The sequence below is a fragment of the Microcystis flos-aquae FACHB-1344 genome (assembly GCF_014698375.1).
Lineage (GTDB): Bacteria > Cyanobacteriota > Cyanobacteriia > Cyanobacteriales > Microcystaceae > Microcystis > Microcystis aeruginosa.
The window spans coordinates 24621-38650 of record NZ_JACJSW010000084.1; the positions used below are offsets into that span (position 1 = coordinate 24621).

14 protein-coding genes and 1 pseudogene are annotated in these 14030 nt (G+C 42.8%); 8 read left to right on the forward strand and 7 right to left on the reverse strand.

The genetic code is table 11. From position 1 onward, the window contains the following. Nucleotides 1–333: 333 nt before the first annotated feature. The 4 genes from H6G48_RS06395 to H6G48_RS06410 all read left to right on the forward strand — a co-directional run bounded on the left by H6G48_RS06395 (nucleotide 334) and on the right by H6G48_RS06410 (nucleotide 3454). On the forward strand, nucleotides 334–2298 hold the full coding sequence (locus H6G48_RS06395; RefSeq protein WP_190720230.1) for a DNA polymerase III subunit gamma/tau: 1965 nt from the start codon (nucleotides 334–336) through the stop codon (nucleotides 2296–2298). A gap of 87 nt (nucleotides 2299–2385) precedes the next feature. Continuing rightward, nucleotides 2386–2709, forward strand: coding sequence for a Grx4 family monothiol glutaredoxin (gene grxD / locus H6G48_RS06400; protein ID WP_002761995.1), 324 nt, complete (start codon nucleotides 2386–2388; stop codon nucleotides 2707–2709). Nucleotides 2710–2780: 71 nt separating this feature from the next. After that, entirely contained in the window at nucleotides 2781–3047 is a 267-nt protein-coding gene (locus tag H6G48_RS06405) for an RNA-binding protein (RefSeq protein WP_002761993.1), read from the forward strand. Further along, nucleotides 3044–3454: a type II toxin-antitoxin system VapC family toxin gene (locus H6G48_RS06410; protein ID WP_061430883.1), complete on the forward strand. Its 411-nt coding sequence runs from the start codon at nucleotides 3044–3046 to the stop codon at nucleotides 3452–3454. Before H6G48_RS06405 ends, H6G48_RS06410 begins: the two co-directional genes overlap by 4 nt. Before the next feature lie 56 nt (nucleotides 3455–3510). Here the strand turns inward: H6G48_RS06410 and H6G48_RS06415 are convergent, their stop codons facing one another. Next, nucleotides 3511–5259: a mechanosensitive ion channel family protein gene (locus H6G48_RS06415; RefSeq protein ID WP_190720233.1), complete on the reverse strand. Its 1749-nt coding sequence runs from the start codon at nucleotides 5257–5259 to the stop codon at nucleotides 3511–3513. A gap of 252 nt (nucleotides 5260–5511) precedes the next feature. Here H6G48_RS06415 and lipA point away from each other — a divergent pair, with 252 nt between their 5' ends. Together lipA and H6G48_RS06425 are read left to right on the forward strand one after the other, a co-directional pair. After that, nucleotides 5512–6396, forward strand: coding sequence for a lipoyl synthase (lipA, locus tag H6G48_RS06420; RefSeq protein ID WP_190720236.1), 885 nt, complete (start codon nucleotides 5512–5514; stop codon nucleotides 6394–6396). A gap of 351 nt (nucleotides 6397–6747) precedes the next feature. Beyond that, a complete protein-coding gene (locus H6G48_RS06425) occupies nucleotides 6748–7875 on the forward strand; it encodes a class I SAM-dependent methyltransferase (protein WP_190720238.1) in 1128 nt (375 codons plus the stop codon). Between the two features lie 47 nt (nucleotides 7876–7922). Here the strand turns inward: H6G48_RS06425 and bchB are convergent, their stop codons facing one another. Together bchB and H6G48_RS06435 are read right to left on the reverse strand one after the other, a co-directional pair. Next, the gene (gene bchB / locus H6G48_RS06430; RefSeq protein WP_190720241.1) at nucleotides 7923–9449 is read right to left on the reverse strand and encodes a ferredoxin:protochlorophyllide reductase (ATP-dependent) subunit B; all 1527 of its coding nucleotides are present in this window, start codon (nucleotides 9447–9449) and stop codon (nucleotides 7923–7925) included. Between the two features lie 155 nt (nucleotides 9450–9604). Continuing rightward, nucleotides 9605–10201 carry a ParA family protein gene (locus H6G48_RS06435; RefSeq protein WP_147069211.1) on the reverse strand — a complete coding sequence of 199 codons (597 nt, stop codon included), beginning with the start codon at nucleotides 10199–10201 and terminating at the stop codon, nucleotides 9605–9607. 183 nt (nucleotides 10202–10384) lie between these two features. On the opposite strand from H6G48_RS06435, the gene H6G48_RS06440 reads away from it, so the two are divergent. Next, on the forward strand, nucleotides 10385–10741 hold the full coding sequence (locus H6G48_RS06440; protein WP_147069212.1) for a 4a-hydroxytetrahydrobiopterin dehydratase: 357 nt from the start codon (nucleotides 10385–10387) through the stop codon (nucleotides 10739–10741). A 13-nt stretch (nucleotides 10742–10754) separates the two neighbouring features. Here the strand turns inward: H6G48_RS06440 and H6G48_RS06445 are convergent, their stop codons facing one another. From H6G48_RS06445 to H6G48_RS06460, 4 genes are all read right to left on the reverse strand, one after another. Beyond that, a complete protein-coding gene (locus tag H6G48_RS06445) occupies nucleotides 10755–11342 on the reverse strand; it encodes a prepilin-type cleavage/methylation domain-containing protein (RefSeq protein ID WP_190720244.1) in 588 nt (195 codons plus the stop codon). A gap of 225 nt (nucleotides 11343–11567) precedes the next feature. After that, a complete protein-coding gene (locus tag H6G48_RS06450; protein ID WP_190720246.1) occupies nucleotides 11568–12041 on the reverse strand; it encodes a tRNA (cytidine(34)-2'-O)-methyltransferase in 474 nt (157 codons plus the stop codon). A 170-nt stretch (nucleotides 12042–12211) separates the two neighbouring features. Continuing rightward, entirely contained in the window at nucleotides 12212–12547 is a 336-nt protein-coding gene (locus H6G48_RS06455) for a hypothetical protein (protein ID WP_190720248.1), read from the reverse strand. A gap of 328 nt (nucleotides 12548–12875) precedes the next feature. Beyond that, nucleotides 12876–13307: a hypothetical protein gene (locus H6G48_RS06460; protein WP_242034555.1), complete on the reverse strand. Its 432-nt coding sequence runs from the start codon at nucleotides 13305–13307 to the stop codon at nucleotides 12876–12878. A gap of 225 nt (nucleotides 13308–13532) precedes the next feature. Between H6G48_RS06460 and H6G48_RS06465 the strand changes: the two are divergent. Continuing rightward, nucleotides 13533–14030, forward strand: a pseudogene (locus H6G48_RS06465) (IS1634 family transposase); the annotation flags it as partial.

Here is a 14030-nt window from a genome sequence, read left to right on the forward strand (position 1 = left end):
CAATTTGACAACGCCGACAACGCCTATTGTAGGGCTAATTCATGAATTAGCCCTACAGCTATTACCTAGCTATATTCCACTGCTAAATCGAGCGACTCTTGTTCCCCACTTAAGCCCGCCCTAAGGCACTATTCGTTCATTAAACACTATAGGAAAGATGCCATGGCATCTTTCCTATCAAAGTAATTTCAGTTCCGGTGCTGATTCGGAGCATCTTTCAATTTGACAACGCCAACTGGCTAGATAAAAAGCATACACTTGTTCTCGTGTTGAAAAAGAATCGGGATAGGATAATAGTAGTCTCTAGGGTGGGGAAAAAGTTTTCAGCCAGTCATGACCTACGAACCTCTACATCATAAGTATCGTCCCCAAACCTTTGCCGATTTGGTGGGACAATCAGCGATCGCCACGACCTTGAGTAATGCCTTAATCAGTGAGCGAATCGCCCCTGCATACCTATTTACTGGACCCAGAGGCACGGGGAAAACCTCCTCGGCGCGAATTTTAGCCAAATCCCTCAACTGTCTGTCTAGTGACCATCCGACACCGATTCCCTGCGGTAAGTGTTCCGTCTGTCAAGCGATCGCCAATGGTTCCGCTTTAGACGTGATCGAAATTGATGCCGCTAGTAATACCGGTGTGGATAACATTCGGGAAATTATCGAGCGATCGCAATTTGCCCCCGTCCAATGTCGTTATAAAGTCTATGTCATCGATGAATGCCATATGCTCAGTACGGCGGCCTTTAATGCTTTGCTGAAAACTCTGGAAGAACCGCCGGATCGAGTGATTTTTGTGCTTGCTACCACCGATCCTCAGCGTGTCTTGCCTACCATCATCTCCCGTTGTCAACGCTTTGATTATCGCCGTATTGCTCTCGATGCGATGGTGGCACACCTGCAAAAAATCGCCCAAATAGAAGCGATCGATATTAACCTAGAAGCATTAACCCTAGTGGCTCAGATCGCTAACGGTGGTTTACGGGATGCCGAAAGTCTTCTTGATCAATTAAGTTTACTCGCAGGAACGATTACGGCCGAGCGAGTCTGGGATTTGGTCGGTGCAGTCCCCGAAAGAGACCTCTTAACCCTACTTAAAGTCATTCATAGCAATATTCCCGATCAAGTTATCGAACAATGTCGCCATCTGATGAATCGCGGTAAGGAACCTTTAATCGTCTTGCAAAATCTAGCGGGGTTCTATTTAAACCTACTTTTAGCCAAAACCGCCCCTAATCGTCCAGAAATGGTCGCTGTCACTGCTCCCACTTGGCAGGAATTGTGTACGGAAGCGCGTACTTGGTCTTTAGAGGAAATTCTCCGTGGTCAACAACTGCTTAAAGACAGCGAAACGCAACTAAAAAACACCACTCAACCCCGTCTCTGGTTAGAAGTCACTCTCTTAGGACTGTTACCACAAGCACAGGTGATTCCTCTAGTTGCCACGGTAGCGCCTTCCCGTCCCCAAACCAGCGTCGAGAGGCCCCCGGAAGTGATCACAGCGCCGGCACCGGTGAATGAACCGATCAAACCGGCGGTTATCACCCCGACAACTAGCGTCGCAGTGCCGAAAACTGAGGTTAAAACTGTTGCCAGTGATGACAATCATGAACAAATTTGGCAGCAGGTTTTAGAAGTAATGGAACCCCCCACTACTCGCACTCTCCTACGTCAGCACGGCAGTCTTTTTAATATGGAAGAATCGAGCGCTTATTTAAGCATATCTTCGGAACAATTGTTAAAAATGGCCCGGCTACGCTTGACTAATATTGAGTCAGCTTTCGAGGCAGTTTTTCAGCGCCGGATTAAAGTTCATTTACAGGTAGGTTCCGCCACTGCTGCCATGGCTGCGGAAGTTTCCCCATCCCCGGCGGCCACGATACAACCACCACCAGAAACCGCACCACCTCCACCAATAACTCCCGAAAATAAAGTTATGACCGTGGTGGATATTCCCCCAGTCAAAGAAGCAATTATCGATAAAAAAGAAGCAAAGATCACTGCATCGGGAAACCCAAAAACTCTTAGCACAGAACTGCCCCAAAAAATCTTAAATTTTGATTCATCTTTAGAGACATTAGATCAAGATGTAGATGTTAGTGAAATTTTGGCGGCCGCTCAAAAGTTAGCGAAATCTTTTGATGGTGAAGTGGTCAATATGGGTTATTCACTGCCAGAAAATTCGGACGCAGAAACTAAAGTTAATAAGTCTCTGGAAAATATGACTATCGTGCGCGGGAGACCTGATGTTAACGAAATTTTAGAGAGTTTGGAGGAGGACGAAGACCTTCCTTTTTAAGGCTATCTCAACGGCTTGTGCTAAACTAATAGGATATGCCACGTCTCAGGATTGGCTATTCTTGCTCAAATTCTAGCTACTAGACCTATGACACCCGAAACTAAGGCCAGAATCGATCAATTAGTCCAGAATAACAAAGTTCTTGTGTTCATGAAGGGCAATAAATTAATGCCTCAGTGTGGTTTCTCGAATAACGTCATACAAATTCTCAATATTCTGGGGGTTTCCTACGAAACTGTCGATATTCTCCAAGATCAGGAGTTAAGACAAGGAGTTAAGGAGTATTCCAATTGGCCGACTATTCCCCAAGTCTATATCAACGGTCAGTTTATTGGTGGTTCCGACATTATGATCGAACTCTATCAAAATGGGGAACTACAACAAATAGTCGAGGTAGCCTTAGCTTCCTAAAAATTTTCTAGGTTAGGTTAGCTATCCTAACCTAGTTTAAAGTTGCCCAACTAGCAATCTTGGCAGAGGTGATGATTGTGACAATTCGAGAAACTGCAATTTCTAAGCTAGATCAACTCCCTGAAGTCCTTGTTCAGGAAGTAAGCGACTTTATTGATCTTCTCGATCATAAATATCGAGTCAAAACCTTTGACACTCAGCCTGATGGAAAACTGATAGAAAGATGGTTACAATGGTTTGAAGCCGTAGATGGCTTAACTGTCAATTCACCGGAACCAATAAACGACTACCAGCAACTGCTGCTCGAAAAATATCGGCAACAAGGACTAGAGCTATGATCCTGTGTGATGCAGGAGTGCTGCTTTGTTTGGTTGATCGCACCCAACCCCAACATAAAGCCTACAGAAATACAGTAATGCGTTTAGCAAAGCCTCTCGTCACAACTTGGTCATGCCTGACCGAAGCCATGTACCTTGCGCTGCATCGGGGTGGTTGGCAAATGCAAAAACAACTGGGACAACTTCTTTTAGATAAACTGCTGGTGGTTTACAATATTCAGGAAAGTGATTTCAGTCGCCTGTTGGGGTTGATGGAGCAATACCGCGATCGACCGATGGACTTGGCAGATGCAACCCTAGTTTTAGTAGCTGAAAAGACTGGGTATCGGCAAATTCTCACCCTCGATGCGGATTTCCTGTTTTATCGGATTCAAAACCAAGGAAGCTTTGATATTATTCAAGGATAGTCATGGAAAATCTGCTTTCAACGGCCTATAACTCCACCGATAGAAAATGTTCCCCTTTAAAACTGTCCCTTGAATTCCTCTCTATCTTTTGCTATGAGGAAACTTTGTTGGGGGATACCGATGTGAATTCCCTTCTCCTCAAAAGCAATCTTTAGACGACGACGATACTCTCTTTCTATGTCCCATTGTCGTAATCTTTTGACGACAATTCTGAGCATAATTTCCATTCCCGTGTGAGAAACCCGACTGACACCAGCAACCTGCACGGGATCGATGATATCTTTTTGCCATTGTGGATCTACAGCCATATTTTCAGCGATGGCTGCCATTAAAGCGATCGCCAGATCTGGCTCGGTGTCATAGGCGACTTCGATGGTAAAATTGACCCGCGCCCAATCTTTACTGAGGTTGTGTGCGCTAATAATTTGGTTATGGGCAATAGTGATTAAACGTCCATCAGCAGCCCGCAATTGAGTCGCTCGCAAACTCATATTTTCCACCAAACCAGTAAACTCCTGAAACTGGATCATATCACCGACAGTGTATTGGTCTTCAAAGACAATCAGAAAACCGTTAATCCAATCTTTTAAAAGATCCTGAAAGGCAAAGGTGAGCAATGCTCCCACTAAACCGGCTCCCGTGAGTAAAAAGGCGAAAGAAAGACCCATCCAACTCAAAAAAATCAAAATTCCTAGAAAAATGGCGATAAATGTGATCATTTCTCGCCCAACTTCTAATAAAGTGGGAGCGCGCAGAATCCTCCTTTCCAAATTTTCGGAAAACACCGCGCCTTCCTCTACCCACTCCCGTAGCCGAAAATTAACGTAGAGATTAATCATATTGCTCACTGATGTCAGCAGCAACCAGATAATAAAAATCCGTAAAGGAATACGAATTATTCCGCGTCCTTCTAGCCTAGTTTCAGGAAATACATACAAAATCGCCGCTATTCCGCCAAACCAAAGCAGTATCAGTCCAATAAGGGCCAGTCTTTTCCAGAGAATATTTAGCGTCAGTTGTCGCTGAATATCAGCCTGTTGACGGAAATTAGAGGAATCTTCTAGAGCGGCTAAAATCGGTTCTTGGGAGCGATCTTTTCTGGGGGGGGAATTTATAGGTAAATTTCGATCGGATTGACTTTTAGCTTGTTTTTTGAGGAGATTGAAGCGATTTCTTAGGTGTTTCTGCCACCAAATTGATACCCAGCTTAAGAAAGTTAGCCCCAAAATAATTATAGTGGCAGTCATTACCTGTTGCCGACGAGGGGCGGGCTGACGTTCTTGCCAAGCTTGGAGCAAAGCTGTTTGGATGATTTTAACCCATCTGTCCGCTAAATCGCCAACAGAAGAAGAATCGATCAGGGCATCAACTTCTGTTACTGTCAGAATTACCTGTTGCGGTAAATTCTGGTTATCCTTGGCCACAATCACGGTTAAATTATTGAGAGTCGCCGTACTTACTTGCAGGGTTGTCGGATCGAAACCCCGATTGATAATATTATTTAAGCCCCTTTCAATGCGTCTAGCCCGTCTTTGTACCGGGGAGACTTCCTGGGCTGCTTCCACCCTAGAAGCGGTAAAATCTTGGGAGGCAATCTCAAATAAGGCAAATCCATCTAGATGCACGGAAGCATATTCTATATCCCCGGCTACAAAAATCCTTGTCCCCGTGGGAGATGCAAATGGAACTAGAAAATTTTGGCCTAGGGATGGCAGGGAATTAAGAACAAATATACTAACTAAGAGGCAACCCGCCAATCCTTGAATGACCAGATTGAAAATTTTTCTCCGTTGCCATCGTCCCATTGCCTAAGTTTCCTTTTTGATTAACAATGATCTTTACCCGCTTTCTCAGCTTATAGCAGTTATCTTAATGGTGAGATAGGAAGTTTTCGTTTTGGGGAGTCGGTTATCAGCTTTTTAGCTATCAGCCGTCAGCTTTTATTTATTCTCCCTTCTCTCTTCTCCCTTCTCCCTTCTACCCTCTCCCCAACCCCAACCCCTCACTGATAACTGATTACTGATAACTGAAATCCCCAACACCCTACTTAACTTCTCATGTCCAATATTTCCCCAGAGTGGCGCAAGGAAATTACCTCTTTACCCCCTTGGTTACGGCGTTCGCTCGGCAAATCTAGCGAAATTTCCACGGTTCAGCGCATTATCAAACAAAGGAACATTCATACTATCTGCGAGGAGGGTCGCTGTCCCAATCGCGGCGAATGTTATGCCCAAGGTACGGCGACTTTTTTGTTGATGGGTCCCACCTGTACCCGGTCCTGTGCTTTTTGTCAAGTGGATAAGGGTCATGCACCCATGCCTCTCGATGTGGAGGAACCGCAAAAAGTGGCAGAAGCGGTGCAATTGTTAAATTTAAGTTACGTTGTCTTGACTTCTGTAGCCAGAGATGATCTGGAAGACGGCGGAGCCAGTTGGTTCGTGCGGACGATGACAGCCATTCGCGAACTCAATCCCCACACTTTAATTGAAGTGTTAACCCCGGATTTTGCTGGAGGCAAGGGAAGTCAACAGGAACGGGTGGCGACGGTGGTAGGGGCAAAACCTGCCTGTTACAATCACAATATCGAGACGGTGCGCCGTTTGCAAAAGCCGGTTAGACGCGGGGCTAAATACGATCGCTCTTTGGCGGTTTTGCGTTATGTTAAGGAAATCGATCGGTCAATTCCGACGAAATCTGGCTTAATGGTCGGTCACGGTGAGACAAAAGAGGAAATTATCGAGACTTTGGCAGATTTACGGGCGATCGACTGCGATCGAGTTACTATTGGTCAATATATGCGTCCTTCTCTGGAACATTTGCTCGTACAGAAATATTGGACTCCCGCAGAATTTAGCGAGTTGGGAGAAATTGCCCAAAAAATGGGGTTTTCTCAGGTTCGATCCGGCCCCCTAGTCCGCAGTTCCTATCATGCGGGAGAGTAAATCAGTGATTAGTTATCAGTGATCAGATGTAAGTTTTAAGTTAATTTTTGTAAATCTACCAAGTTGGGATTTTTACGGGGAAACTCTCGGCTAAAATTGGGCGTTACTTCCGATTTTATCACTCAATCCAAGCTTTTGGGGGGTTCTACCCCCCAAACCCCCCGTTGGGGGCGTGGCGCCGCCCCCAAACCCCCCGCGCATTAGTTTTTCGGTGGGATGCTTACACGCAGCTGCTGATACGTCTGTAATAATTTAAGAGTCACTGATAATTGCTGATTGTCGGTATTTCTGCAAATGTTAGATGCACCCTTCCTAATTCCTAGTTCCTAATTCCCCACTTCCCTGATCAAGATGAATTTAGAAGCAATCATCCTAGAGGAAATTAAACAATCAGCAGCGGGTCGAATTAGCTTCGAGCGCTGGATGGATTTAGCTCTTTATCACCCCGATTATGGCTATTACACCGCTGGAAAAGTAGAAATTGGCTCAAAAGGAGATTTTTTTACTTCCTCGTCCCTAGGGGCAGATTTTGGCCAATTGTTGGCAGAGCAATTTGTCGAGATGGCGGAATTTTTGGGCAATTCGCGAGGATTTACTTTAGTGGAAGTGGGAGCAGGTTCGGGAATTTTAGCGAAGGATATCCTTGATTATTTAAGTGATAGCTATGCTGATTTTTATCAAAATCTCAGTTATATAATTATCGAACAATCTCAGAAACTCAGGGAAAGACAACAGGCAACTTTAGCGGGATATTCCCCGGTATCTTGGCAAAGTTGGCCGGATTTAGCCGATAATTCCCTTGTGGGTTGTGTGTTTAGTAATGAGTTAATCGATGCTTTTCCTGTCCATCGAGTTGTGATCGAGTCGGGAGAATTGCGAGAAATTTATCTGGGATTGGGGGAACCTTTTCAGGAGATTATCGCAGATTTATCCACCGACAGAATCAAAGACTATTTTGATTTAGTGGGGATAAATATTCCTTCACCACTTTATCGGGAGGGTTATCAAACTGAGGTAAACTTATTAGCTTTAGACTGGTTAGAAACCGTTAATCGGAAACTCGATCGAGGTTATATCTTAACCATAGATTACGGTTACACTGCCGAAAAATATTATCATCCCCAAAGAAGTCAAGGAACCCTACAATGTTATCGACAACATCAGCGTCATGATCATGCTTATTTGTGGGTGGGAGAACAAGATATTACCACTCATGTGGATTTTACCGCTTTACAACGTCAAGGGGAGAAATTAGGCTTAAAAAATCTCGGTTTTACTCAGCAAGGATTATTTTTAATGGCTTTGGGATTAGGGGATAGATTAAAGGAACTTTCTCAAGGAAAAATCGATATATTAACTATATTTCAGCGTCGAGATGCCTTACATCAATTAATCAATCCCACCGGTTTAGGAGGATTTGGAGTGTTAATTCAGGGGAAAGGAGTAGAAGAAAGAATACTTAAGGGATTAAGTAAATAACTAAAAAAAAGGGCTGAATGCTGTTAACTTTCAGCCCCAAGAAATAATTAAGCTCCTACGGATTCTTTAGCCGCATACATTACCTCTAAAGTTATTTCACCAATACCTCGCTCCCGGGCGAATTTTTCGGTATTTCGTTTAACTTTCCCCCGCACAAAACCGGGTATTTTCTGTAATTCTGCCGTCGCTTCCTTATTCCAATTTAGGTCAGAATCTGCCGAAATACCCTTAGTAATTACCTCTTTTGTATCATGACCACCGAATATCTCTAATAGGTGATCTTCCATACCCAAAGTAAAGGAATTATAGACCAAATCGGCGATCTGATTAGTGCCTTCGTAACCTAAGAAAGGTTTATAACCGAGGGGGAAATTTTGGATATGAATAGGTGCGGCAATTACTCCACAGGGAATATCTAAACGTTTGCCCACATGACGTTCCATTTGAGTACCAAATATCGCCGCTGGTTCCAAGCGAGCAATAGCATCTCCTATCGCCCCATTATCATCACTAATTAACACTTCATCGCAATATTCACTCACTTGTTCCCGGAACCAATCCGCGTCATACTTGCAATAAGTACCCGCTAAAACCACATGGATTCCCATCTCTCTGGCGAGAATTTTTGTCATAGCGGCCGCGTGGGTATTATCACCAAAAACCACCGCTTTTTTGCCCGTTAAATTCTGACAGTCAATGGAACGAGAAAACCAAGCAGCTTGGGAGATATGCAGAGTTTGTTCATTGATAAAATCTTCGTAATCTACTGCTGCACCTTGGGGATTAATTACCTCTTGGATTTTGCGAATACAGCGCGCTGTTTCCACTACTCCCATGGGGGTAATATCAACGTAGGGCATAGCGAATTCGCTTTCGAGATATTTGGCTGTCATTAATCCCACTTCTCGATAGGGAACCAGATTAAACCAAGCGCGGGGCAGATTTTTTAAGTTGTCCACCGAGGCAGCTTCGGGAATAATTTCATTAACTTCAATGTCCAAATCTGCCATTAACCGCTTTAATTCCGTGCGATCATGTTGGTTATGGAAACCGAGGGTGGTAATACCGATAATATTAACCGAAGGTTTAGGGGTTTTCTGCGAGATAATTTCCCCCTTTCTCTGGGCCTTATCGAGATAATATTTGATAATTTGATAGAGAGTTTTATCGGCCGCTTGTAGTTCATTATAGCGGTAGTGGTTGACATCGGCCAGCAGCACATCCCCCTCGGCATCCTGTCGCGCTCTTTCGACAAAGTTTTGTAAATCCTCTTGGAGAATGCTGGAGGTACAGGTGGGAGTTAAAACGATTAAATCGGGACTTTCTTCGCGATCTTTGCGAACAATATTATCGACGACTTTTTCTTGGGAACCCCGGGCTAAAACATTACGATCGACAATACTAGCAGTGACGGGGGTAAAATTACGCTCCCTTTCCAGCATCGAGCGCATGACGTTAAAATAATCGTCTCCCAGAGGAGCGTGCATGATAGCATGAACATTTTTAAAGGAACTGGCGATCCTTAAAGTGCCAATATGAGCGGGACCCGCATACATCCAATAGGCCAATTTCATAGAGGGTTCTCCTACAGTCAGACTTTTTTGATTGTCTCAGACTTTACCGATTTAGGAGTGAACGCTTAACGGAAGATTACAAAAAGTCCCCATGCAGATTAAGTATCTTTTTGGGGAAAAATGACACAAATATTAATATTAACTTTTTTAACAATTTATGTCATGAGGGCAAAAATTTCTTTACCGACCGCTTGGTAACAAAGCCAACCGAAATTCGACCGGGGGTCGGGATAATCTTTGACGATGACTCCCTTTTCGGCCGCTCGTTCAAAAGCAACTAAACGGGGAATTTCTCGCTTAAATACGGGTAATTTTGCTTCTTCTAGAGCTTTCCGCGCTTCTCGTCCTGTTTTTGTCCGTGAATCCACTTGGGTTAAAAGAACTCGATAATTATCGGTCATCGTGGACAGCAATTCTACCGCTTTAATCGTGACATCGATATCGAGATGATTGGGAGTGGTGGGTAGGATTAATAAATCGCTGCCCTGAGCTAAATCTTTTAACTCGTCTGGCTCCGGCCGGGCCTGGGTATCGACGATAATATGAGTGTATTGTTTCACCAGTCCCGTCGCTCCAGCTTGGGACGCTACCATAAAAGGAAGGGTGTCTTCCCGGGACCAATGGAGAGCCGAACGATTTTTATCCGCATCAATCAATAAGGTGGGCGCTTTTTCTTGAAAATAGGCGGCCAAATGAATCGATGTGGTGGTTTTCCCGACCCCTCCCTTCAGTGCTACGACGGAAATAATCATGAACGGCTCGATGGAATAAATGGGTATTTTCTAGTGTACTCCCAGACGGACTGAAAACCGTCTAAGTTTCCCCCCAGAAAAGCTATCAGTCAGGATTGTAGATTTTTGAGCGTGGCTCTGTCGACATTATGCTCTCCCGATCGATCACTTTTTCCGCTCACCACAACTACGGCAGCGTCTTCAATGTTGAACCAATTCTTAGCAATAGCGATCGCTTTCATGATTGGGTTAACTGGTCAATTAGTCCTCTCTTTACCCGCTACTCGTTTATCCGATCGAGAAATCTCTCAACAATTACAGACTATCCCGGGTTGGCAGTTACGAGATCAACGGATTGAAAAAACTTTTAAATTTAACAATTTTATCGAAGCGATCGCTTTTGTTAATCGCTTAGTTACTCCAGCTGAATTCCTAGGTCATCATCCTGATATTACCATCAATTACAATCGCGTCACTCTTTCCCTCACTACCCATGAAGTGGGAGGTTTAAGTAACTTAGATTTTGATTTAGCTCAACAAATCGATCGCCTGATTCCCTAGTTTTAAATCAGCTTTAACCCACACAGCTATCATCTTGACGAATATCCCAACTACCATCAACACGGAATAAAAATAAACAGCGTTTGTCGGGTGTACCGGAAGCAACTAAAGTAATTCTGCCCAACTGTCCCCAAGAACCCCCTAAACCCCCCTTTGTATCGGCCCAACTAGCGCGATAAATTGTCCCTTGATTACCGACAGGTCCACTAACTCGGCGTAGGGTAGAATTATCAGTATCGATGCTAACACCACGAGTGATGGGAGTCCAATCGGTGACATTTTCACATTCGTCTCCTTGTACTTTTGCCACTTTAATCTGTTCGGTTTCACTGGCTGCCATGCACAAAGATAGGGGATGAAAACCTTCTCCTGTGGCTTGATAACGGGTATGTTTCCACTGTTGTGATATTTCAAAGGTGGCGATATTTAAGCGAATCCAAGCCATTAAACGATGATAAACAGAAAGGGCAAGAGTTAAGAGAATTCCTAATAAAATTAGGGTAACTAACATCTCGACTTGAGTTAAGCCAGAGCTGGATTTTTGCCGATTAAAAAGCTGTAAATTGCGAAAAGTATTGGGAGAAAGGTCGAAGATATTCATGAGCCTCATCTTGCCTTTTTATTTTCAATAAATTATGTAGTTAGCAAGGAGCAACAATTAATTTGCTCTAGGATAATCCACATAATTTCTTGCTGTTATTACGGACAAAATTGACTGCGATCTCTATTTTTCCTGATATGGGCAAAAATGAGCTAAATAAAAGCAATTTTCTGATTTTTTGCTCAATTTAGTTTATTTGCTCTGTTTATATAGCAAAATGTCCCACTAACGAATAAATCCCAATTGTCGTCTGGCCTCGAATAATCCGATGGCCACACTAACGGAAAGATTTAAACTTCTCACCCCCGGTTCTGCCATGGGAATATAAACCGTGTCATCACATTGATTTAATAAATCTGCCGGAATACCGTCGGTTTCACTGCCAAAAAGTAGCCAATCTCCGCTTTGATAGCTGTATTCCACATAACTACTGCTGCCGCGCACTGTAAACCCGATCGCCCTTCCGCCGCTCTTTTGTTGATATACACAAAAGTCATTAATTGTCAAGTGGTACATAAGTTTTACATAAGGCCAATAATCTAAGCCGGCCCGCTTCAGATAGCGATCGCTAATTTCAAAACCCAAAGGACCAACTAAATGCAATTCTGTCCTCGTTGCGGCGCAAGTACGGGCAATATTCCCCGTATTTGGCGGAATTTGCGGATTGATTAAAACCACTCGTAAAATCGCTTCAGTCATCAGTTATCAGTTATCAGTTATCAGTTATCAGTTCACTGTTCACGGCAAAAAACTCCCCACCTCTCAATTCATAATTGATAATTTAAATTTATAATTCCCACTTCCCATCTCCCTTGGGTGAGGACTAACTATACTGGATTCTGCCCCACCCTAGTCAAACTTATTTTAATTTAATTGGTATAACTATCCATACTCAACGGGACTAAATCGCCATGGATGGTCAAACCTAACAACATTGTTGCATTAGCGGGGATTAACTTGCCTGTAAGAGCGCAAATCTCATTTTTTCTAGCTGTAGCGTTAAATACTGCCCTTATATCGGCGGCACAAAACTGAGGTCGATAATCTCCTGATTTCTGCTGAACGAAATTCCACAAGACATCGCGAATGAGTGCTTGATATCCTTGATTGCCGGAAATCTCTTTCAGCTTGTCCTTGAGGACTCTTTCCAGACGAATGCTGGTGACTTCCATATCGGTAGTGGTGGTGCGTGTGATTGTCCGCATAATTTTTTCTCCCGAATACTAAACCTATTGATGTTACAAGTGTAGTATAAGCAAGATACCTTTAACAAGCACAACCGGCGAAACCATCACCTCTGCTGCTCTTTTATTGTCACCTCTAAGGAAAAACCGTATCTAGTCAGAATCCTATTTTGGTGCTAAAAAAAAACATTGCTCATAGCCTATTTATTAAGAAAATTTTAGGTAGAGTGCGTTAGGCATCTCTTGTTTTTAGGAAAAAAATCAAGATATTGTTAAAGAACGGATATTTAATTAGTAAAACTTATTACATAAAGGACAAGAGAGCCATTTATTCTCCTGATTTACTCTATTATTGGTCAAGTAAACCGTCTTTAATTTCCCTTCTTATCTCATTTAAGTATTGGGAAGCTTGCTGATAATTAGTATGATCTTGATCGTTTATTTCTACCCCTTCTGTTGGTTTTAATACTGATGTATTATTGGGATCAATAAATTTTGGGATCGGTAATTTAATCGGGATAACTTGATGATTATAAAAATAGGTAGCAAAATCAAAATAAACGAATTTAGAATCAAAAACAATCCATTCTTTGTCAATTAATTGTAGCTTAGTATCTTTGACATCAAAAGCGTATAAAAAAGCGGCGGCATAAAAACCAGCATAATAGAAAAAGTCATTATCATTGCTAAAACTGCAACCAGAAGCTGTAGTGGGATGACCAGGACATATATGAGGTATAAATTCTTCTCTAGAATGATATTTTTTTATTTTTTCTAACACAAACTATCGTATTTAGGACGAAAACAACATACGGTATGACCATAGACAGACGTTAAAAAAAGCCAGGACTTTTATATCTGAACTTCCCCCATACATATATACCATAATAGCCCAAAACCCTTATCCATCAATGGATGTACCCCCTTAACTTTTCTTAGTGTACCCATGTAATTTGTAACATTTCTTAATGGACAAGAATTCTCTCTATTTGCTAGAATGGTAGTCATGTATATAGAAAAAGTTCCTAACCGTAATTCCCCCCCCGCTGTCCTTCTTCGTGAATCCTATCGAGAAGGAGATCAAGTCAAAAAAAGAACCCTGGCCAACCTCTCAAAATTACCCGATGATATTATCGACAATCTAAAACTGGCTCTTAAAGGGGCAACACTGTCAATGACTGAAGGCATTCCCGCTCATTTTGAAGTGATTAGAAGTCTTCCTCATGGTCATGTAATGGCTATTTTAGAGACGATTAAAAAATTAGGTTTAGATAAAATAATCAGTGAAAAATCCTCTCGAATCAGAAACTTAGTGGTGGCGATGATTGTGGCAAGAATCATCAATCCTAAATCAAAACTAGCCACAGCGAGAGGGTTTAATAGTGAGACTTGCAGCCAGAGTTTAGGACAATTGTTAGACTTAGAGAAAGCCGATGAAGACGAATTATATAACGCCTTAGATTGGTTATTAGAAAAACAAGAGAAAATTGAGAAGCACCTAGCA